This is a genomic window from Thioclava sp. NS-SX20 (assembly GCF_057380695.1).
Genome location: NZ_JBXXRY010000003.1, coordinates 278,917 through 300,253, shown reverse-complemented (window position 1 = coordinate 300,253; position 21,337 = coordinate 278,917). Strand labels below are relative to the sequence as shown.

The 21,337-nt window shown below is 63.5% G+C and carries 18 protein-coding genes and 1 riboswitch; of the genes, 10 read left to right on the top strand and 8 right to left on the bottom strand.

The window, feature by feature from the left end; translation table 11 throughout:
• Positions 1-107: 107 nt before the first annotated feature.
• Positions 108-551, top strand: coding sequence for a manganese-binding transcriptional regulator MntR (gene mntR / locus AC2ISB_RS16985; protein ID WP_330646978.1), 444 nt, complete (start codon positions 108-110; stop codon positions 549-551).
• On the opposite strand, the gene AC2ISB_RS16980 is transcribed toward mntR, so the two are convergent.
• From AC2ISB_RS16980 to AC2ISB_RS16970, 3 genes are read right to left on the bottom strand one after another with little or no spacing between them, the layout of a single operon-like run.
• On the bottom strand, positions 548-1,513 hold the full coding sequence (locus tag AC2ISB_RS16980; protein ID WP_486577086.1) for a D-2-hydroxyacid dehydrogenase: 966 nt from the start codon (positions 1,511-1,513) through the stop codon (positions 548-550). The two genes, mntR and AC2ISB_RS16980, sit on opposite strands and share 4 nt — an antisense overlap.
• Positions 1,510-4,116 carry an AAA family ATPase gene (locus AC2ISB_RS16975; RefSeq protein ID WP_486577085.1) on the bottom strand — a complete coding sequence of 869 codons (2,607 nt, stop codon included), beginning with the start codon at positions 4,114-4,116 and terminating at the stop codon, positions 1,510-1,512. The genes AC2ISB_RS16980 and AC2ISB_RS16975 overlap by 4 nt, the downstream gene beginning before the upstream one ends.
• Complete coding sequence (locus AC2ISB_RS16970) at positions 4,113-5,234, bottom strand: metallophosphoesterase family protein (protein WP_486577084.1); 1,122 nt, start codon at positions 5,232-5,234, stop codon at positions 4,113-4,115. Before AC2ISB_RS16970 ends, AC2ISB_RS16975 begins: the two co-directional genes overlap by 4 nt.
• A 221-nt stretch (positions 5,235-5,455) precedes the next feature.
• Here AC2ISB_RS16970 and AC2ISB_RS16965 point away from each other — a divergent pair, with 221 nt between their 5' ends.
• From AC2ISB_RS16965 to AC2ISB_RS16955, 3 genes are read left to right on the top strand one after another with little or no spacing between them, the layout of a single operon-like run.
• Complete coding sequence (locus AC2ISB_RS16965; RefSeq protein ID WP_486577082.1) at positions 5,456-6,535, top strand: methionine ABC transporter ATP-binding protein; 1,080 nt, start codon at positions 5,456-5,458, stop codon at positions 6,533-6,535.
• Positions 6,525-7,199, top strand: a complete 675-nt coding sequence (locus tag AC2ISB_RS16960; protein ID WP_330646983.1) for a methionine ABC transporter permease — start codon at positions 6,525-6,527, stop codon at positions 7,197-7,199. The genes AC2ISB_RS16965 and AC2ISB_RS16960 overlap by 11 nt, the downstream gene beginning before the upstream one ends.
• Before the next feature lie 21 nt (positions 7,200-7,220).
• Positions 7,221-7,997 carry a MetQ/NlpA family ABC transporter substrate-binding protein gene (locus tag AC2ISB_RS16955; RefSeq protein WP_341485810.1) on the top strand — a complete coding sequence of 259 codons (777 nt, stop codon included), beginning with the start codon at positions 7,221-7,223 and terminating at the stop codon, positions 7,995-7,997.
• A 44-nt stretch (positions 7,998-8,041) separates the two neighbouring features.
• On the opposite strand, the gene AC2ISB_RS16950 is transcribed toward AC2ISB_RS16955, so the two are convergent.
• Entirely contained in the window at positions 8,042-8,215 is a 174-nt protein-coding gene (locus tag AC2ISB_RS16950) for a hypothetical protein (protein ID WP_486577080.1), read from the bottom strand.
• 64 nt (positions 8,216-8,279) lie between these two features.
• Complete coding sequence (gene yghU, locus AC2ISB_RS16945) at positions 8,280-9,110, bottom strand: glutathione-dependent disulfide-bond oxidoreductase (protein WP_330647277.1); 831 nt, start codon at positions 9,108-9,110, stop codon at positions 8,280-8,282.
• A gap of 221 nt (positions 9,111-9,331) precedes the next feature.
• On the opposite strand from yghU, the gene AC2ISB_RS16940 reads away from it, so the two are divergent.
• The 3 genes from AC2ISB_RS16940 to rimK all read left to right on the top strand — a co-directional run bounded on the left by AC2ISB_RS16940 (position 9,332) and on the right by rimK (position 13,950).
• Positions 9,332-9,823, top strand: a complete 492-nt coding sequence (locus AC2ISB_RS16940) for a putative pterin-binding protein (RefSeq protein WP_486577079.1) — start codon at positions 9,332-9,334, stop codon at positions 9,821-9,823.
• Between the two features lie 14 nt (positions 9,824-9,837).
• Positions 9,838-12,405 carry an ATP-binding protein gene (locus AC2ISB_RS16935; RefSeq protein ID WP_330646988.1) on the top strand — a complete coding sequence of 856 codons (2,568 nt, stop codon included), beginning with the start codon at positions 9,838-9,840 and terminating at the stop codon, positions 12,403-12,405.
• A gap of 171 nt (positions 12,406-12,576) precedes the next feature.
• Positions 12,577-13,950 (top strand): 30S ribosomal protein S6--L-glutamate ligase, encoded by a 1,374-nt coding sequence (gene rimK / locus AC2ISB_RS16930; RefSeq protein WP_486577078.1) that lies wholly within the window; start codon positions 12,577-12,579, stop codon positions 13,948-13,950.
• A gap of 24 nt (positions 13,951-13,974) precedes the next feature.
• On the opposite strand, the gene AC2ISB_RS16925 is transcribed toward rimK, so the two are convergent.
• From AC2ISB_RS16925 to AC2ISB_RS16915, 3 genes are all read right to left on the bottom strand, one after another.
• A complete protein-coding gene (locus AC2ISB_RS16925; RefSeq protein WP_406737078.1) occupies positions 13,975-14,481 on the bottom strand; it encodes a cell wall hydrolase in 507 nt (168 codons plus the stop codon).
• Positions 14,482-14,563: 82 nt separating this feature from the next.
• On the bottom strand, positions 14,564-15,814 hold the full coding sequence (locus tag AC2ISB_RS16920; protein ID WP_486577076.1) for a D-amino acid dehydrogenase: 1,251 nt from the start codon (positions 15,812-15,814) through the stop codon (positions 14,564-14,566).
• Between the two features lie 133 nt (positions 15,815-15,947).
• On the bottom strand, positions 15,948-17,966 hold the full coding sequence (locus AC2ISB_RS16915; protein WP_486577074.1) for an FUSC family protein: 2,019 nt from the start codon (positions 17,964-17,966) through the stop codon (positions 15,948-15,950).
• 248 nt (positions 17,967-18,214) lie between these two features.
• Positions 18,215-18,412: riboswitch (cobalamin riboswitch) on the top strand.
• A 101-nt stretch (positions 18,413-18,513) separates the two neighbouring features.
• Here AC2ISB_RS16915 and AC2ISB_RS16910 point away from each other — a divergent pair.
• From AC2ISB_RS16910 to AC2ISB_RS16900, 3 genes are read left to right on the top strand one after another with little or no spacing between them, the layout of a single operon-like run.
• Positions 18,514-19,542, top strand: coding sequence for an ABC transporter substrate-binding protein (locus AC2ISB_RS16910; RefSeq protein ID WP_486577073.1), 1,029 nt, complete (start codon positions 18,514-18,516; stop codon positions 19,540-19,542).
• A gap of 20 nt (positions 19,543-19,562) precedes the next feature.
• Entirely contained in the window at positions 19,563-20,570 is a 1,008-nt protein-coding gene (locus AC2ISB_RS16905; RefSeq protein WP_406721704.1) for a FecCD family ABC transporter permease, read from the top strand.
• Positions 20,570-21,331 carry an ABC transporter ATP-binding protein gene (locus tag AC2ISB_RS16900; RefSeq protein ID WP_486577072.1) on the top strand — a complete coding sequence of 254 codons (762 nt, stop codon included), beginning with the start codon at positions 20,570-20,572 and terminating at the stop codon, positions 21,329-21,331. The genes AC2ISB_RS16905 and AC2ISB_RS16900 overlap by 1 nt, the downstream gene beginning before the upstream one ends.
• Positions 21,332-21,337 lie beyond the last annotated feature (6 nt).

Sequence of the window (21,337 nt, the reverse complement as noted above, 5' to 3'; positions counted from 1 at the left end):
CCGGAAAACTAACATTCATCCACTGGCCCCACGCGGCCCCCCATGCTATGAGACGGGTCTGACATCCGCACCCGCCAGTCTTGTGGCCCTGTGACCGGAGGTCGGGAATGAAGGAGACGACCGTGCCGCAAGATCAAACGCCCCCCGAAGAGATGGCGGACCGTTTCGCACGGGCGCGCGAGGTGCAGGCCAAGGCGCTTTCGGAAGATTATGTCGAGCTGATCGGGGACCTGATTGCCGAGATGGGCGAGGCCCGCGTGGCCGATATCGCTGCACGGATGGGGGTGGCCCAGCCCACGGCGACCAAGGCGATCTCGCGCCTCAAACGCGAAGGTCTGGCCACGGCACGGCCCTATCGCGGGGTCTTCCTGACCGATGAGGGGGCCGCGCTGGCCGATCGTGTCAGGGCGCGCCACCGTATGGTGGTGGCGCTGCTGGTGGCGGTGGGGGTGCCGCAGGAAGTGGCCGAACTGGATGCCGAAGGGATTGAGCACCATGTGTCGGAAGACACCCTCCGTGCCTTCGAGGCGTTTTTGACCGCGCGCGGTTAAGTCAGCACGTTTATCGGTGCGCCAGCCAGAAATCCTTCGATCACCTGACAGAGCTGCTGCGCCAGTGCCGTTTGTGCCGCGTCGGAGGCCCATGCCACATGCGGGGTCACGATCACGCGCGGATCTTTGGCAAGCTGCATCAGCACATCTTCCGCCGGTGGGGGTTCCTGATCTGCAACATCGATACCCGCCCCTGCAATCTGTCCGGCCTCTAACGCATCGCGCAGCGCGGGCAGGTCGATCAGCCCGCCGCGTCCGGTATTCACGATAACGGGTTTGCGGGCCATCTTCCCGAAAGCCGTTGCCCCCAGCAGGCCGCGGGTGTCCTCTGTGAGCGGACAATGCAGCGAGATCACATCCGCGCGGGCCAGCATTTCGTCAAAGGGCAGGCGCCCGTCTTCTGCCGCCTGTGCCTGTAGCTGTCCGGGGCGGGCGGCAAAACAGACCTGCATCCCGAAGGCTTCGGCCAGCTTGGCCACCTTGCGGCCGATCTGCCCGCGCCCGACAATGCCCATTACCCCTCCTGCGAGATCCCGGATCGGGTGATCGAAAAAGCAGAACTGGCCGCTTTCCTGCCAGCGCCCTGCCTCGACATCGCGGGCATAGGGCAGAAGGTTGCGCCGCAGAGCCAGAAGCAGCGCCATCACATGTTCGGGCACCGTATTCACCGAATAGCCGCGGATATTGCACACGGTCACGCCGCGCGCCTTTGCCGCCGCCAGATCCACCCCGTCAAAACCTGTTGCGGCAATCGCGACCAGCCGCAGCTGCGGGCAGGCCTGCAATATGGCGTCGGTGATCCTGACCTTGTTGGTGATTACCACTTCGGCCCCCTGCAACCGTGCGGCCACCTGATCGGGGCGGGTGCTGTCATATTGTACCCAGTCGATCCGGCCTGCAGGCTGTGGCACGGGGATATGCGGGGCAATGGTGGCGCGGTCCAGAAAGACGATGCGGGTCATGGCAAGCTCCTGTCAGGGGTGGGGGCGGTCAGGCGCAGGCGCTGCCCGCCCAGATCACGGAACGCGCGCTGGCGGCAGGTCAGGACAAGGATCTGCAGATCCCCCGCCTGCCGGTTCAGCGCATCGAACATTTTCTCGATCCGGTCGTCATCGGTATAGACCAGCGCATCGTCCAGAATGATCGGCGCGATACGGCCCGCATCCTGCAAGAGCCGCGCAAAAGCCAGCCGGACCATCAGCGCGATCTGTTCCTGCGTGCCGCCGGAGAGGATCTCGACAGGCTCGGCCTGTCCGTCGCGGATCAGGGCCTCGGGCAGAAGCTTTTCCGAGGTCCATTGCAGGTCGGCTTCGGGCCAGAGCAGGCCCAGCAGCGGGCGAAGCGCCGTGGCAATGGGGGTGAAATACTGCTCGCGCGCGGCATTGCGGGCATGGGTCAGCGCGTCCTCAAGCCGGATCAGAACGGCCACCTCATGGTCGAGCCGTGTCTGGGTGGCTCTGGCCGCCTCCAGCGCCTCCTGCGTGTCGCGCAGGGTTTCCTCGATGGCCTGCCCGTTGGCGGCCCGAATGCGTTCATCCAGCCGCGCCAGCTCTGTCTGCAGGGCGATGGTCTCGCTGCGGGCGGCGTCCATCACCGATTGCGCGCGGCTAAAGGCGGCTTCGGCGGCGGCCAGATCGGGGGCCTTGCGCGCCAGTTCCTCCAGCAATGCACGGCTGGCCTGCAAACGGTCACGCCCGCGCGCCAGGTCGGCGGCCAGATCGTCTTCCTCGCCCAGTTGTGCGATATCGTCACAGGCCATGCGGGCGCGGGTCAGCCGGTCTGTGGCGGCCTCCAGCGCCTGTTTGAGACCACCGGCCTCCAGCCGTGCCTCCAGCGCCCTATCCTGTGCCTGCGCGGCCAATGGTCCCAGCCGCGCGACCTCGGCCTGTGCGGCCTCCAGCGTGGTCTGCGTCTGGGCCGGAGGCGGCAGGTCCGGCATGTCCAGTGGCGCGGGGATCTGCGCATGATCGCGGCGCAGTGCCTCGATGCCCTTGGGGGCCAGAACGGCCAGTTCGGCCTGTGCGTCGCGTGCACGGGCTGCGGCCTCGCGGTGGCGTTGGGCCGAGGCCCGCGCCTGCGCCAGATCGGGCATCGCCACCCGCGCCAGAGCCTGTGCCAGCCGGTCTTCGGCCAGTGCCACGGCCCCGCTGTCATGCCGCGCTCCCGGATCGATATGCAGCACGCCCAGACCCGGCAGGGTGAGTTCGGTCTGGGCCCATAGCGCGGCAGGCACCGGCCCGAGCGCCACCCCGTCCAGCCGCACCTCCTGCGCGCCGCTGGCATGGAAGGCGATCTGCACAGCCCCCGCCTCGCGCAGCCTGCGCTCGGTGGCGACCGCGCGGGCCAGTGTCTCCAGCGTGTCAAGCTGCTCGGGCGTCAGGCACAGGCTGGCCTCGGCGCGCGCTTCCTCATGGTTCTTGCGGGCGGCTTCGGCCTGCGTGATGCGCAGCGCCAGCTCGGCCTTGCGGGCCGCCCCCTGTCGGGCCGCCTCGGCGAGGCTGGCACGACGATGCAGATCGGCCTGCTGCTGTTCGCTCTGGCGCGCGGTTTGCAGGGCCTCTTGCAGGGTTGCGGCATGGGCCAGCGCCGCGCCTTCGGCGGTCTGTGCCGCTGCAAGGCGCGGGGTCACCCCGTCAATGGCCGTTCGGGCGGCCATCAGTTCGGTTTTGGCCCGCTGGACCTGTTTCAGCCGCTCCCCGGCGCGTGACAGGGCCAGTTCGTCTGCCGCCACGACCTGTTCTGCATTGGTCATCTGTTCGGCATGACGCAGCGCCTTGGCGCGGGTCTCGCCCGCATGGGCCAGACGCGCCTGACGGGCCTGCTGTTCTTCGGGATCTTCCAGATCGGCCAGCGATTTCCGGTGCCGCTTGCGGGTTTCCAGATCACGATGCAGCGCGTGGACACGGGCCTGCTGTTCGGTCTCGTCGCGCTCGAGCCCCGCGATCCGGTCGATCACCTCCTGCAGGGGGCCGTTCTTACGGGGCCTGCGATTGGGCGTTACATATTGCTCAAGTTCCGCTTTCACCCGTGCAAGCGCCATATCCATCCGGCGTCCGCCCGTCATCGCCTCGACCTCTTCGGTCACGCTCGACATCAGATCACGCCGCGCCTCCAGCGCCGCCTCGTTTTCGGCCTTCACCGGGCCTTCCAGCTCGGTCATGCCCTGCCGGACCCAGATCAGACCGGCGGGGCCGCCCTCGGAGGTGCCCAGAACCCGCGCGATCCAGTCCTCTGCGGCATCCGATTGCGCGATCACCCGCCCGTTCTGGCGCACCTCGGCCATGGGCTTGGCAAACCAGCGTTTGGCCAGCGTGAACCGGCCCTGTTCCGTCTCGATCTCGGCCTGCACTTCGGGGGCACCGCCAGAATAGGGCCTCAAGGACGAGACGGCCTTGTTCTTGGAGCTGTGGCGCTCGAAGAATAGCGCCCTGAGCGCGTCGAACAGGGTCGATTTGCCGTGCTCGTTGGGTTCTGAAAGGACGTTGAGGCCGTCGCCGATGCCGCACAGCTCGACCGGATCGGTAAAGCGGCGGACATTGTCCAGCCGGATGGCGCGCAGCTTCATGGGGTGTCCTCGCGCATATAGGCATAAAGCCGTGCCAGCGCATCGCCTGCCACCAGACGCGCGGCCTGATCCAGACGCTCGTCCCCGAATTCGGTGCGCAGCGTTTCGGCGGCATGGCGCAAGGCTCCGCCATGATCGATATCATCAAGATCTTCGGCGGCATATTGCACCGACAGGCCTGTATCCTGCAGTCGGAAATACGCGAAATCAGGGGCCTGCGCCTTGGCGGCTTCCTGCAGGGCGAACTGTCCGGGCAGGGTGGTCCAGCCGGTGGCGTTCAGCCGCATCAGGATATCGCGGCGTCCGGTGGCGGGCAGGACCTGCTGGAGTGCCTCGGCACTGTCTTGCAAAGGCGTCAGATCCAGCGCCAGATCCTGCCACAGGAACTGCCCTGTCTCGATCTCCTCGACCTGTGGCAGATCGCCCAAAGTCACGGAAAGGCACAGCCCGCGCCGGTTATGCTTGAAGCGGTCCTGTTCGGGGGTGCCGCTATAATGGGTGCGCGCGCTGACCGCCATCCGCCCGTGCCAGTCGCCAAGCGCCAGATAGTCCAGCCCCGCGCGTATGTCACGGTCGGGCGCGATGGTCCCTCCCCCTTCGGTGAAATCGGTGATCCCGCCATGCGCCAGCCCCACACGCCGCGCGCCTTCGGGCGTGACCATATCGGAGAGCCCTACGGACGGGTCATCGGCCTGCGCCCGCCAGCGGATCGGCGCGGGCAGCAGGAAGACCCCTGCGGTCATCTCTTGCGGGGTGCCTTCGGTCAGCGCGCGCAGATTGGCGGGGGCCTCGCGGGTCAGGCTTTCCCAAAGCGGTTCGGCCTCGCGCAGGTTGTCATGGTTGCCGGGCAAAAGCCACCAGGTGATATCCTGCGCTTCCTGCATTGCCCCCACCGCCTGACGCAGCAGCGCCGCCGAAGGGGTGGGGGTGTCGAAGGTATCGCCGGCCAAAAGCACGTCCCTCGCACCTTGCGCGCGCGCGGCCTGCGCCAGATTAACCAGACTGTTATGGCGGGCTTCCATCAGCCGCCCCCGGAGATTCGTATCCTGTCCCTCGGGCAGATTGGCAAAGCGACGGCCGATATGAAGATCTGATGCGTGGATAAAACGGAATGTCATAGGCTCTGGTGGCAAAGAAGAAAAACGATCTGACTGCGGATGATCTGACAGATCATCGTGATCGAAGACAAGGGGGTCGGCGGATATTGTTCGCATACCGCGTGCAGATATCCCAGTAAAACAGGCGGAAATCGCGGGAATACGCTTGAATATCGGTCAAAGTTTCTATCTATCCCTGCGCATCCTTTACCAACCGTTCAAACCGTATGGACCCGAGTAAGATGAGCATATCAGACGATCTTTCCCCCTCGGGTGCCGCCGCAGGCCAAGGGGCCGCGATCCGTTTCGAGGCGGTCAGCAAATCTTACTCCAAGCCGGGTGGGGGTCGGTTCGATGCGCTGTCGGAGGTGTCTCTGGATGTGACGCCCGGGACGATCACCGGCATCATCGGGCGGTCAGGCGCGGGGAAATCGACGCTTCTGCGGATGGTCAACGGGCTTGAGGTGCCGAGCTCGGGGCGGGTGATGGTTGCGGGCCATGATGTGGGGGCGGCCCGCGGGGGCGCGCTGCGCGCGATCCGTCGCGATGTCGGCATGATCTTCCAGCATTTCAACCTTCTGGCCTCGCGCACGGTGCGCGACAATATCGCGCTGCCTCTCGAGGTGGCGGGGGTGCCCAAGGCCCAGATCAAGCCGCGCGTGGCCGAGTTGATCGAGCGCGTGGGTCTGGGCGTGCAGGCCGACCGCTATCCGGCCGAGCTATCGGGTGGGCAGAAGCAGCGCGTAGGGATCGCGCGGGCGCTGGCCACCAACCCGAAGGTTCTGCTGTCGGATGAGGCGACCTCGGCGCTGGACCCCGAGACCACCCAGACCGTTCTGCAGCTTCTGCGCGATATCAACCGCGATCTGGGGCTGACCGTTCTGCTGATCACCCATGAGATGGCCGTTGTGCGCGATATCGCCAGCCATGTGGCGGTGATCGATGGCGGCAGGATCGTCGAAGCGGGCGAGACCTATGATGTTTTCGTGCGGCCCCAGCATCCCACGACCCGCAGCTTCCTGTCGGGGGTGACCGGCGTGACGCTGCCCGATTTCGTGGCCTCTCGCCTGCAGGAAACGACGGGCAACGAAGAGGTGATCCGCGTGACCTTTGCGGGCCAACATGCGACCGACCCGATGCTGGCGCTTCTGGGGCGCGATCTCGGCGTCTCGGTCAATATCCTTGCCGGCGCGGTCGAGGAAATCAGCGGGCGGCCCTTCGGCAATCTTCTGGTCTCGCTGCCCGCCGCGCGCGGGGCCGAGGCGCGGGCTTACCTAGAGCGCCACAATCTGACGACGGAGGTTCTGGGCTATGTCGGCTAACCTTATCCACCTGCTGATCGAGGCCACCGGCCAGACGCTTTATATGGTGGCGATCTCGGCGCTTCTGGGCACTGTTTTCGGGCTGCCCTTGGGAACCTTCCTTGCCTGCTCGCAAAAGGGCGAACTGCTTTCGGCGCCTTTGGTCAATAAGGTGCTGGGGCTGGTGGTGAATGCCACGCGCTCGGTGCCTTTCATCATTCTGGTGGTGGCGATCATCCCCTTCACCCGTTTCATCGCAGGCACCTCTATTGGCACCACGGCGGCCATCGTGCCGCTAACCATCGCGGCGGTGCCCTTCATCGCGCGGCTGATCGAAAACGCCATCCGCGAGGTCGATGGCGGGCTGATCGAAGCCGCGCGGTCGATGGGTGCCACGCCCATGCAGATCATCCGCAAGGTGCTGATCCCCGAGGCCGCCCCTTCCATCACGCTGGGGCTGACGCTCGCGGTGGTGTCACTGATCGGCTATTCGGCCATGGTGGGCGCGGTCGGCGGCGAGGGTCTGGGCGATCTGGGCATCCGCTATGGCTATCAGCGCTTCATGCCCGAGGTCATGCTGGCGGTGGTCGTCATTCTCATTGTGCTCGTGCAGCTGGTCCAGTCGATTGGCGAATGGATTGCCGCACGGGTGGATAAACGCGCGCCGAAAAGCCGCGGACAATAATCTCAGTTAAGGAGCCTTCTCATGCTGCGTATTCTTACCCTCACCTCTGTGCTGGCGCTTTCGGCGGCGGCTGCCATGGCCGAAGAGATCAAGGTTGGTGTCTCGCCGGGCGAACATGCCGAGATCATGGAAGAGGTCAAAAAGGTCGCCGAGCCGCTGGGCCTTGATATCGATATCGTCGAATTCTCGGATTACGTCGTGCCGAACCAGGCGCTGGCCGATGGCGACATTCAGGCCAACTCCTTCCAGCACAAGCCCTATCTGGATAATCAGATCAAGGATCGCGGCTTTGACCTTGTGCCGGTGGCCGATACGATCACCACGCCGATGGGCATCTATTCCGACAAGATCAAGGATATGAAAGATCTGGCGGATGGCGCGAAAGTCGCCATCCCGAACGATCCGACCAATGGCGGCCGCGCGCTGCTGCTTCTGCAAGATCTCGGGCTGATCAAACTGGCCGATGGAACGGGTCTTGTGCCCTCGACGCTGGATGTGGTGGAAAACCCCAAGAAGCTCTCCTTCCTTGAACTGGACGCCGCCCAGCTGCCGCGCTCGCTGGCCGATACCGATATCGCGATCATCAACACCAATTACGCGATTGCCTCGGGTCTGAACCCGAAGACGGATTCCATTGCGATGGAAAAAGCCGATAGCCCCTATGTGAATATCATCGTGGTGCGTAAGGGCGACGAGGATCAGCCTTGGGTAAAAACGCTGATCAAAGCCTATCATTCGGATGAGGTGAAGAAATTCATCCAAGACAGCTATCACGGTACGGTTCTGACCGCGTGGTAATCAAACAGGCCGGGGGAGACCCCGGTCTTTTTATGTGGCCTTTTTTATGGGGCATCCAGCCCGAACCCGCCCATATCCGAGATATGGTCAAAGCTCCCGCCGGTAAACACGACCGTGAGCGTGCCGGAATAGGATGAGGGAAGCGGCAACAGCCCGCGCCGCAGGAAGACCGTCACGCGATCCCCCTCCATCTTATGCCGAATGCCGAAACCGTCCATCAGCGAAAGAGCTTCGGGCGTCGTGAAAAGACCATGCGGTTTGGGGCCGCATGGTCGGTTTGACTTAGTCCAGATCGGCGGCGCTATGGCGGTTCGGTACGCCGTTCTCGCCCATAGAATTGACACGGCAGCCGCGTTGAACCGCCGGACGGGCGGCCATTTCTGCGGTCCAGCGCGCGAGATGCGTGTAGTCCTGCACCTGTAGGAAGGTCGCGGCGTCGCCATAGCGTTTGCCTTCGACCAACCCGCCATACCACGGGTAGATCGCCATATCCGCGATGGAATAGTCATCCCCCGCAATAAAGGGACGCTCGGCCAGCGTGCGGTCCAGCACATCCAGCTGGCGTTTGACCTCCATAGCGTAACGGTTGATCGGATATTCCAGCTTTTCTGGCGCATAGGCATAGAAATGCCCAAAGCCTCCGCCCAAGAACGGGGCCGAGCCCATCTGCCAGAACAGCCAGTTCATCACCTCGGTGCGGGCGGCGCCCGAAGCAGGCAGGAAGGCGCCGAATTTTTCGGCGAGGTACATCAGGATCGAACCGGATTCGAACACACGCACCGGCTCGGGGGTGCCATGATCGACCATCGCCGGAATTTTCGAATTGGGATTGATTTCAACAAAGCCCGAGCCGAACTGGTCGAGCTTCATGATTTCGATCAGCCATGCATCGTATTCTGCATCGTGACCTGCGGCCAGCAGCTCTTCAAGAAGAATGGTGACCTTCTGGCCGTTCGGGGTGCCCAGAGAGTAAAGCTGCAAAGCATGCTCACCTTTGGGGAGAGCCTTTTCGAATCGCGCCCCTGCCGTAGGTTGATTGATGGCGCCAAACCGTCCGCCGGTTTCTTCGGGGGCGGACCAGATTTTGGGTGGGATATAGTTTGATGTCACGATGCCTGTCCTGCAGCTGCGGTTTTCAACATGGGTCTCAAGCTAGGGGCTGAATTATAAAAGGAAAACCCCGCAGGCGGGGCAGCATAAGCGCAGAGACCACTCACTGGCTGCACAGACCGGAAAGAGGCCGTCATTACCAATGAATTAAGAGTTGCCCTCTATTGATTGTGCATCTCTTGCGCCGATCTGCGGCGCGTCCCGTTTTCAACCGGAGTAGGCCCGTGCGCTACCTGAAGTCTGCCCTTGCCATTCTTGCTCTTGTCATCGCCTCCGCGCTGACCCCGCTTCCCAGCCACGCGGCACAGACCGTTCTGACGGTGCTTGGCGCGCCCGATCACGACGCGCCGGTGCAGATGGATATGGCTGCGCTGAAGGCTCTGCCAGCCGCAAGCTTCACCACAACCACCACATGGACCCAAGGCCCGCAAGCCTTTACGGGGATTTACATGGCGGATTTCCTTGCCGCCTTCCATGTGACGGGCGGATCGGTGAAGCTGACGGCGGTCAATGATTACTCGGTGACCGTGCCGGTGTCCGATTTGCGTCAACATGAGGCTCTTCTGGCCTATGAACGCAACGGGTCGGTCATGTCCGTACGTGACAAAGGGCCACTCTGGCTGGTTTACCCCTTTGATTCCGACGAAGATCTGCGCAACGAGGTCGTCTATTCGCGCAGCATCTGGCAGGTCGTGAAAATCGAGATCCTGCAATAAGGATCTGAACGGCTATGAGTCATCGGTTCATCCGCGATGTGACACGGCGAAACCGCTCGATTGCGGCCTTCGGGCTGCTGATCTTTGTGGCGCTGGCGATTTTCGGGATTACGCGGAACGCGCGGCAGGTCGCGTTGGAAATCGACACGCTCGCCAGTGCCAATTCGGACAGTCCGCAATGGACCCTGTCGCAGATCGAGGTCGAATATGACCGGATGCGTCTGGCACTTCTGTCCGCGCAGCCGGATGACCCTGACTCTGTCGATGAGTTCGGACGACGGTTCGATATCTTCTACAGTCGCATCCAGACGGTGTCGGAAGGGTCGGGATTCCGCGCCATATTACGGAATGAGGGCGGGGCCAAGCCCTTGGCGTCGATCCAGCTTTTTCTGGACCATACCGCCGCCCGTCTTGATGCGCAGCAGCCCTTCACCACGCAGATGAAAGCGCAGATCGAAAGCGAGGCGCGGTCTGCCGAAGGAGATCTGCGGGCCTTGGCGCTGACGGGGCTTGCGATTTTTTCCGAGCAGATCAAGGACCAGCGCGAGCTTGTTTTTGCGGCGCTTGTCAAACTGGCGGTGATGACGCTGGTACTTTTCGCGATTTTGGCGGTCAGTGCCGTGGCCTTGTGGATCTTGTGGCGGTTCGGGCAGCAAAAGGCCGTGTCGCTGCGCGATGCCATGACGAGGATCACCGCGGTGGTGAATGCTTCGGTCGATGCGGTGATTGTGGCCGATGAACAGTCGCGCATTCTCGAGTTCAACGGGGCGGCGGAAAGTATTCTGGGCTGTAGCAAAGGCGAGGCGATTGGGGCAAGTCTGGAGGAATTCGTGGTTTTGCCCGAGGATCTGCAGCCGCGCAGGGGGCTTTTGGAACTTCAGGCCAAACGCGCCAATGGCGATGAGTTTCCGGCAGAACTGTCAATGCGCGAGGCGCAGGTCCATTCGGGGAAGCTCCGCGTGATCTATCTGCGGGATATTTCCCGTAGGGTGGCGGCCAATGCCGAGCTGATTGCCGCGCGGGATCGTGCGCTGGCGGGCGAACGTGAAAAATCGCGCTTTGTTTCGGTGATGAGCCACGAGCTGCGTACCCCTTTGAATGGGTTGCTCGGATCACTCGAGCTGATCCGCGATACCCAGTTGGATGAGCGACAGGCGTCTTTTGTCGAGGCGATGGAGTTTGCGGGGAAATCCCTTCTGCATCATGTGAATGATGTGCTGGATGTCGAGCGGCTGGATGCCGGCAAGCTGGAACTAGCGAAGATCGATTTCGACCCTTATTCCTTGGTTGTTGATGTGGCCACGACCTTGCGACCGGCTGCGACAGGGCGCGGCAATAGCCTTTCGGTCGAGGCGACGAATTCGATTCCGAAGGCGGTGATCGGGGATCCGGCCCGCCTGCGGCAGGTGTTGATGAACATCATCGGGAACGGGATCAAGTTCACCCGCAACGGGGTGGTCCAGATCGAGCTGGAATATGCGATGGCGGGGCAGTCGCTGGAAATTCGCGTTATCGACAGTGGTATCGGCATTTCGCGCGCCGACCAAGAGCGGATTTTCGACGATTTCGTGTCGATCCTGCCGGTGGGCGCGCAGGATATTTCGGGCACGGGGCTTGGCCTCGGCATCGTGCGGCGGCTGTTGAAAGCGATGGGTGGCGAGATCCGCGTGGAGAGCGAGCCGGGGGAGGGCACGGTGTTCTGGTTCTCGCTGCCTGCGCCCTGTGCGATTGTGCGCCACTCTGCTGACCATCAGGCCAAAGACGCCGCCCCGCCGCCGCCGGTGCCGCCGCGCGACATTCTGATTGTGGAGGATAACGCGCTTAACCGCGAGGTTCTTCGCCAGATGCTTTTGCAGGGCCAGCACCGTGTTACAATGGCGATTGACGGGCAAGACGGGGTGGATGCCGCGCGCAAGCAGAAATTCGATCTGATCCTGATGGATCTCAATATGCCGGTGCTGGACGGGATGCAGGCCACCCGTATCATCCGCGCGGGCGAGGGGCCCAATAGCGATACGACCATCGTTGCGGTCACGGCGAATATCTCGCGCGAGGCCGCAGCGGATCTGCAGGCTGCGGGTTGTGACGATGTCGTGTGCAAGCCGATCAATCGTGCGGCGCTGAACCGTTTGTTGCAGGCCCATCATCGCCCTTCTGCACAGGCCGGAACGCCGGGGGACGAGTTTGTCGATCAATCCACGCGTGACGATTTGCTGGAAATGTATGGCCCTGCCGAATTTGCCACCTTGCAGGAGGCGTTCCTGCAGGAAGGGCGCAGACGGATTTCGGCTTTGCAGCAACATCTGATGTATGGTGATCTGGAGGCCTATGCGGGCGTGGCCCATCAGCTGGCGGGATCGGCAGGGATTCTGGGCCTGCAAAAGCTGCACAAGCTTCTGAAGATCCATGAAAATGCAGCGCGCGCCGAAGAGAAAGAGACCCTCTCGCAGCAGATGGAGGATCTGCTGGATCTTTGGGTGCGGGTCGAAGAGCTGATACAGGGGGCGGCGGCACGGACGGCAGGCTGGTCCGGCGCCTCGGAGACGCCGCTTGCGCGCACGGGGTCGAAGCTCTTGCACTAAGGGGGAACGCGCCTGTGAGGCGCAGGATCGTGTGGTGCGGGGCTCTTGCGTTGCGCCTGATTGATCGCTAGAGGCGGCGCGGAAGAGGCTGTTCGAGGATGGCCTCTTTTGTCATACGGGCGTCTTCCTCCCTGTGGCATGTTTTCACAAAATGCGCGAAAGGGTTGGCTGATGGCAAAGACGCCGTTGCAAATGGGGTGGGAAGAATGGCTGTCGCTGCCCGATCTCGGTGTGTCGGCCATTCTCGCCAAGGTGGATACGGGCGCGCGCACCTCTGCCTTGCACGCATCGGAGATTACGCTGAGCGGTCCGGCAGACGCGCCGTTGGTGCAGTTTACCCTGCATCCGGTGCCCGATAATGACGCGATTGCCATCCGCTGCGAGACACCGCTACTGGACCGGCGCGAGGTGACGTCTTCCAATGGCGAGACCGAGCAGCGCTATGTCATCGGCACCACGGTGGCGGTGGATGGCGAAAGCTGGCCGATCGAGATCACGCTGACCGATCGTAGCACAATGGCCAGCCGGATGTTGCTGGGCCGTCAGGCCCTGCGCGATCATGTGACGGTGCTGCCTGCCGTGCGCCGTCTACAACCCGAATTGAACTATGCCGTCTATGAGACGCTGGCCGCCGATGCGCAAAGCCGCCCCAGCCTGCGCATCGCCATCCTGACCCGCGAAGACAATTATACGACCCAGCGTCTGGTGGATGAGGGACGCGCGCGGGGCCATAAGGTCGATGCGATCGACACGACGCGCTGCTATATGGCGATCAACACGCTGGCACCGGAAATCTACTATGACGGGCGCAAGCTGCCCCGCTATGATGTGGTGATCCCGCGGATCGGGGCCACGATTACTCCTTACGGCGCTGCCGTTCTGCGGCAGTTCGAAACCCTGGGCACCTATTGCGTGAACGGGTCTCACGGGATCATGGCCTCGCGCGACAAGCTCTGGGCGCATCAGATACTGGCAAGCGCGGGGATCGGCATGCCCGATACGGCCTTTGCGGCCTCGCCCAAGGACACGACGAATCTGATCGAGCTGGTGGGCGGCGCGCCGCTGATCGTGAAGCTTCTGGCATCGACGCAGGGCAAGGGGGTCGTTCTGGCCGAGACCCGCAAAGCGGCGGAAAGCGTGATTTCGGCGTTTCGCGGCCTGAAGGCGAATTTTCTGGTGCAGCATTTCGTGCGCGAAGCCGCAGGGGAAGACATCCGCTGTCTGGTGATCGGGGGCAAGGTTGTCGCCGCGATGAAGCGCAAGGGGGCCGAGGGGGATTTCCGCTCCAACCTGCATCAGGGCGGCACCGGCGAGGCGGTGAAGATCACCACGCAGGAAAGGCGGATGGCGGTCAAGGCGGCGCGCAGCTTCGGGCTGGGTATCGCGGGGGTTGACCTGTTGCGGGCGAAAGACGGGCCGAAAGTGCTGGAGGTCAATTCCTCGCCGGGATTTCAGGGCATCGAAACCGTCGCCAACAAAAACCTTGCCGAGCTGCTGTATCGGGAAATCGAGGCCCGTAAGGGGCGGGTGGTTGGGCTGGCCTAGGGCCGCCCCCGCCGCTTTAGGGTCTCAATAGCCGGTTATGCCTTCCAAAGGCGGCAGCGGGCTGGCATTCACAACGTTTTCCGGACGGCGTTTTTGATAGAAGGCATTGCCGCCGGTGGTCAGCACATAATCGATATTGTTATAAGAGGCGCGATAGCTGGCGGTATGGAAATATTGCGCGTTCTGGATATAGGGGTGACGCTCTCCGCGCAGCACGGCGCGGGCGGCCTCGCGCAGATAGGGGGCCGAGCGGGTGTCCATCTTGCGCGACATGATCCCGCGGGCAAACTGGTTTTTCTGGCTGACGACACCGCAGACGGTGTTCGGGAAATCCGGTGACTTCACACGGTTCATCACCACGCTGCCCACGGCCACCATGCCATCGCGGCTGGAGCGGTTGGATTCGAAATACATGGCGCGTTCCATGCATTCCTCCGGCGTGGCCCGATGGCCAAGCCCGCATCCGGACAGAAATCCGGCGCAGGTCAGTGTGAAGACCACAAAAAACGGGGAAGCGGCGCGTTGGGGCAAGATGGTTTTCCGTATGAAAGCAGTCCAGAACCTGCCGGATAATTTACGTCGGCCCGCTATCGGGGCGCAAGCGGTGCAACGATTATTTTCGCACCCTGTAGGGGGCTGCGGAAATCGGGCTCGGGGTGCCGCTGACCAGATCGGCCAGCAAAGCCGCCGCGCCTGCGGCCATTGTCCAGCCGAACGTCCCGTGACCGGCATTGACATAAAGCCCCGCAAGGGCGGTCTCTGCGATGAACGGCAGATTGGTCGGTGTGGTGGGGCGCTGACCGGCCCAGAATTGCGCCTCTTCGGCCACATAGCTGTCGGGGAACAGGCTTGCCAGCGACAGGCGCAGGGTTTCCAGATGGCGTCGGGTCAGCTCTTGTCGCCCGCCTGCAATCTCGGCGATGCCCCCCACGCGGATCGTGTTCTCCAGCCGTGTCAGCGCCACTTTATAGGTGTCATCCAGCACGGTGGATTGCGGCCCGTAGGCAGGTATGCGCAGCGGCACCGTCATCGAATAGCCCTTGAGCGCGGCAATCGGCAGGTCCAGCCCCAGCGGGGCCAGCAGGGCTGGTGTTTCGTGACCGGTGCAGAGCACCACCCGTTCGGCGCGCAGCGCCTCGCCCTGTTGGTCCAGCGCTCCTCTCACATGGCCGTTTTCCACCAGAAGGCCGGAAACAGGGGTGTCATAGCGGATCTCGCCGCCCCGTGCGACAAAGGCGGCGGCAAGCTGTCTGGTGAAAAGGCAGCAGTCACCGGTTTCGTCCTGCGGCATGTAAAGCCCGCTGACGGGCGGTGTTGCGGCCCGTTCCAGCCCCGGTTCCCTGGCAAGGCAGCCCGCGCGGTCCAGCACCTCATAGGGGATCTCGCGCTGATCCAGATAGTCGGTATGCAGGCGCAGATCCGTCAGGCTGACGGGATGGCGGAACAGTTGTAAGGTCCCGCCAAAGCGCTGTGCATAGTGCAGTGGCACAGTGTCGCGAAGGCGGGCCATCATCGCCTGACTATAGACCGACAGGGCCATCATGGCCTGAATATTGGCCGTGTAGCATTTTGCGCGGCACTGGCGCAGGCTGGCCAGCATCCAGCGCAGATCACGGCGCGACAGAGGGGGGGATATCGCGAAAGGCGTGTGGGTCTGTAACAGCCGTCTGGGCAGTTTGCGCCAGATTTTGGGGGCGGGCCAGGGCGCGGTATAGCCGGGGGTGATCATCCCCGCATTGGCGTGGGATGTGCCCTCGGCGGCGGTGCTTTGGCGCTCGATCAGGCAGACATCATGGCCTTGCTCTTGCAGCGCCCATGCGCTGGTCGTGCCGATCACACCTGCCCCGATCACCAGAATTTTCATCGTCCTTGCCCCAGATATCCACGGTTTCTCGGGCGTATCTTCGCCTCCGGCGGGCCGATGGCGAGAGAAATCCGGCGTGATCGCCGGATTTGCAGGGAGAGGGTCGGACGTTTGCCTAGCAAAAAGGCGCCGCTCAGGCTTTCAGATAGAGGTCAAGCCGGTTTTGCAGCAACTCAAGCGCCTTGCGCAGGTCCGTGGGCGAGGTCTGCGCGGGCAAAGCGGGCAGGGAGGCATCGCCCGCATGGCGGATGGCATCGGCGAAAGACTGCGCGGTCTGCCGGAGCAGATGCTCTTTCTCGGGATCGGCTTCGGGCGAGATCAGCGCATGGGTGGTCACCGCCCCCGCCAGCACCCGCAATGCCCCCAGAACATCGCCCGCCGCGTTCAACTGGTCGGCACCGCGCCGCCCTTCCATCAGCTTGCGCTGGCGGATGGTCTCGGCATTGGTGCTTTCCAGTCCGGCCTGACGACGCAGCGCATCGACCGGCTCGGGCAGGCTCGTGCTGCCCACGGCGGCGGCGGCATAATCCATATTCGCCTGCACGGCCTGCGCCAGAATATCGCGGAAATGCGGCTCGGCGCGTCCGGGCCAGAGGGTCGCCCCAACGACAAAGGCGATGACCGACCCCAGAATATTGTCCAGCGCCCGCGAGAGGGCAATGCCGTGATTGGGCATGACCAGCTCGGTCACCAGCACGAAGAGCGCGCTGACCCCGATGGTGAAGATTGTATAATTGACCCGTTTGAACGCGATGGTGATTGCGGATGTCGGGATAATGACGGCCAGAAGGGGCAGTTGCCCCGGCGACAGGGCCAACAGGCCAGCGGCAAAAAGCCCCCCCGTAATCGAGCCGAGCACCCGTTCCAGCATGCGCGGCCATGTGGTCGAGAGCGCGGGCTGTAGCACCACAATGGTGGCCATCGTGGCCCAGTAGAAATACTTCATCTCCAGCGCCACACAGACCAGATAGGTCACCACCACTGCCACCGTCAGACGCAGGGCATGGCGCAAGGTCGCATCGGGGATCTGCCGCCAGCTTGGGCGCGGCGTGCCGTCCTGCTGCGGCGCGCTGCCCGACAGGCTCTCGCCGCGCAGATGTTCGGCAAAACGCAGGAAGGCTTCGGCCAGATTGCGCACCACGGCCTGACTGCGCGCACCGGCGCGGTCGGCAGCGCGGGCAAGATCTTCGGCTTCCCAGACCAGCCGCTCGGGATGGGGATGGCGGGTCATGGATTGCATCTGCGCCTCGCTGAGCAGGGCGCCGATACGGGCCAACTGTTCGCGAAGGGGGGCTTCTTCCTCGGGGCTCAACGGATCGCTGAGCATATGGTCAAGGGCAATCATGGACGCAAAGATCCGGTCGGCGCTGCCCAGTTCTGCCATGAACTGGGTATGGCCATTGCCCAGACCAAGGATCGTGCCGCGCGCGCGTTCGATGGCGGCCCGCAGCGCGCGACGGTATTCGGGTTCTGCCGCCCCGAGGATCTCTTCGCGGCCCAGACGTGCGGCCATGGCGCTGTTCATCTCGGCCAGACGGGTGAAGACCGAAGCGATCGCGCGCCGTGCCGGCCCCTGCGAACGCAGTTTCCAGATCCAGAAACTGAACACCAGCGCCCAGATCCCGCCCACGAGGAACGCCCCCGCCAGATGGAGCGAGGCGACCGGATCATTGGGAAACCCGACGGCGACCCCGCCCACCACACAGATGAGCGTGCCCGATTGGGCCCCGCTTGGTCCGAAGATGCCGCCCAATGCCGGCAGGAAGATCAGCGGGATCAGCGTCAGGCTGGCATAAAGCGGGCCAAGCCCCGCGCTGGCCGCACCGAGAAAGGCGGCAAGGGTTCCGGCGGTCACGAAGGCGCCCATTGCGCGGATGCGGGTCCGGTCGCGCCCGCCCGGATCGCAGAGGCAGACCCAGAACGCTGCGAATGCCGCCCAAAGCAGCTTCGGCTCGCCGCTGGCGGCGGCGGTCAGCACCATCACCGCAAAGGCCAGCGAGGCGCGCAACCCTTCGGCGACACCAATGAATTCCGGCACCATGCCGATGGAATATCCCTCGAGCCGCCGCGCCATACGGTAGATCAGCGAACGATGGGCGGCGGGAGACGGCGGCCTGCCATTCTCCGGTCCGGTAAAAAGCGGCGAGGCCATGCGCGGAATGCTCCCTTTAGGCTTTAGGCAGTCTTGCTGCCATTTTAGGCTGCAAGCGCGGGGAATTAAATGGGCAAAACTGTCGCGCAGGGACTGGGAGGGTCGGGCTGGCCTTGGTGCAACAGCTGGCGGTTCGGGGCGGATTGCGCGCAAGCGCCCCTTGCGGGCGGCTCCTTTCGGCATTTGGCGTGCAGAGAGCGGCATTGCGCAGTTGGGGGCTTTGGCCGCTTGACCTCGGGGCGCGGGGATGACAAACACATCGCGTCGGTATCCGAGAGGATATAATAGGGAATCCGCCCCGTGGGACCACGGGAACCGGAACTGCCCCCGCAACTGTAGGCGAAGAGCCGGACCGGAATCCACTGAGGCAGGCATTGACTGCTTTGGGAAGGGCGGTCTGGCGATGAGGCGCCAGTCAGGAGACCTGCCGACATCGGATTTTCAAACCGGACGGGGTGTGTCGGTGGGTTGTCTCCCTTCGCCCTGCGGGGCGGCGGATCCGTCATCCCATATGGTGCTTTCCGGTCCTTCTGAAGGAATTGGGCATATGAGATTGATTTTACCGGCCGGTCTGGCACTGCTTTTGGGCAGCACGCCGCTTTGGGCGCAAACGCCAGCACAGACGGGGGCTACGCAGTATCCGCTGGTGCTGGAAAATTGCGGCAAACGCCTCACGATCGAGGCGGCACCGGAACGCGCGGTGACGATCGGACAGTCGGCGACCGAGATCCTCTATTCGCTGGGGCTGGCAGGAAAGGTCAAGGGCACCTCGGTGTGGTTCAATCCGGTGCTGCCGCAATTTGCCGATGTCAATGCGACGATCCCGCGTCTGGCCGATAACGATCCCAGTTTCGAGAGTGTTCTGGCGCAGAAGCCGGATCTTGTTGCGGTGCAATATGAATGGCATGTCGGGCCGAGCGGTATTGTCGGCACGCGCGAGATGTTCGACGATGTCGGGGTCAACACCTATATCATGCCCGCCGATTGCGACACCAAGGACAATTCGACCGGTGGCGACGGCACGCGGGTCGGGGCCTTTGCCCCCGAGCAGGTCTATAAAGGGATCACCCAGCTTGCCGAGATTTTCAACGTGCAGCCCGCAGGCCGGACATTGGTATCGGCGTTGCAGGCGACAGAGGCCCAAGCCGTGGCGCGCGCGCAGGCGCTGGACCTGCCTGAAGGTCTGTCGGCCGTTTTCTGGTTCTCCTCGGCGGATCTGGAGCTGGACCCCTATGTGGCCGGTCGTCTTGGTGCGCCGGGCTATATGATGGGTAAACTTGGCATCCGTAATGTGATCGAGTCGGACGAGGAATGGCCTACCGTCGGCTGGGAGACCATTGCCAAAGCGGATCCGGATGTGATCGTGATCGCCAAAATGGACCGGCGCCGCTTCCCCGCCGATGATGTCGCGGCCAAGATGGACTTTCTGAAGACCGACCCTGTGGCAAGCCAGATGAAAGCCGTGCGGGAGGGGCATATCGTGGTCATGGATGCCCATGCGATGAGCGCGACCATGCGCAGCATCTACGGGCTCGACAGCCTGTCGCAAGCGCTTTCGGATATGACCTTCGAATGAGCGCCTCCGCCGCGCCTTGGATGGTCTGGGGGGGCATCGCGCTGGTCCTTGCGGGCACTGTGCTGACAGGGGCGGCCATTGGCGAGACCCGCCTACCGCTGGCCACCGTCTATAAGGTTCTGGCCAATCATCTGTGGCAGGCGGGCTATCCGCTGGACCGCATCGATGCCGGTATCATCTGGAGCTACCGTCTGCCCCGCGCCATTGTCGCCGCCAGTTGCGGGGCGGGGCTGGCCTTGACGGGGGTGGTCTTGCAGGCGCTTTTGCGGAACCCTCTGGCCGATCCCTATCTGATGGGGCTTTCGGCAGGGGCTTCGACCGGTGCGGTGCTTGTCAGCGTGGCGGGTATCGGCGCGGGCGCCGTGTCGATGTCTGCGGGGGCATTGGTCGGGGCGCTGGCCGCCTTCGGGGCGGTGGTGGCGCTGGCCCATGCCATTCCGGGCGGCGGGCGCGGCAATCAGGGGGCGGCGGCCATCATTCTGGCGGGGATCGCGGGGAGCCAGATGTTCAACGCGCTCACCGCCTTCATCATTGCCCGCTCTGCCAATGCCGAACAGGCGCGCGGCATCATGTTCTGGCTGATGGGCAATCTGTCGGGCGTGCGCTGGGAGGACGTGGCCCCGGCGGTCTTTGTGACCTGTCTGGGCGTCGGGCTGTGCCTTTGGTACCGGCGTGCACTGGATGCCTTTACCTTCGGTGCCGAGAGCGCGGCCTCGTTGGGGGTGGATATCCGCAGGACACGCGGCTTGCTGATCACGGTCACAGCGGTGATGGTGGGGGTTCTGGTGGCCAAAGTAGGGGCGATCGGCTTTGTCGGTCTGGTGGTTCCGCATGCGATGCGCTTTCTGGTCGGCACCCGCCACCAGCGCCTTGTGCCGGCCTCGGCGCTGGCGGGGGCGGTGTTTCTGGTGGCGGCGGATATTCTGGCCCGCATCATCGTTCCGGGGCAGGTGCTGCCCATCGGTGTGGTGACAGCGCTGGTCGGGGCACCGGCCTTTGCCCTAATCCTGATGCGGGGCGCGCGCTGATGGTCCTGCATCTCGAGAATGTTTGCGCCAAGGCGCATCGCACGCCGCTGCTGCACGCGATCACCCTGCAACTGGAGCCGGGGGAATGTCTGGGTCTGATCGGCCCGAACGGGTCGGGGAAATCCACCCTGATGCGGCTTATGGCGGGCTTGGGCAAACCCGCCTCGGGCGAGATCCGTTTTGGCGGAGTGCCATTGCACAGGATCTCGGCACGGGCGCGGGCGCAGAGGATCGCCTTTGTCGAACAGCAGGCCGAAACCACTGACCGTCTGCGGGTGCGCGAAGCGGTCGAATTGGGACGCATCCCCTTTCTGTCGCCCTTGCGGGGCTGGACCGCGCAGGACGACGCGCATGTGGCCAAGGCCTTGGCGGCGCTGGATATGCAGGGCATGGAGGACCGTCTCTGGCATAGCCTGTCGGGGGGCGAGAGGCAGCGGGTGCATATCGCGCGGGCATTGGCGCAGACCCCCGAGTTACTGCTTCTGGACGAGCCGACAAACCATCTGGATATCCGCCATCAACTGGCTCTTATGGGCTTGGTGCGGGCATTGCCGGTGACGCGGGTGATCGCGCTGCATGATCTCAATCAGGCGTTCGGCTGCGATAGGGTCGCCTTGCTGGAGCACGGTCGACTGCGCGCGATCGGCCCCCCGTCCGAGGTCCTGACGCTGGACCATCTGCGCGGCTGCTTCGGGGTCGAGGCGCAGCATATCCGCGATCCGGACGGCAGGCCCTTGCTGCATTTTATACAGGCATTATGAGGATAG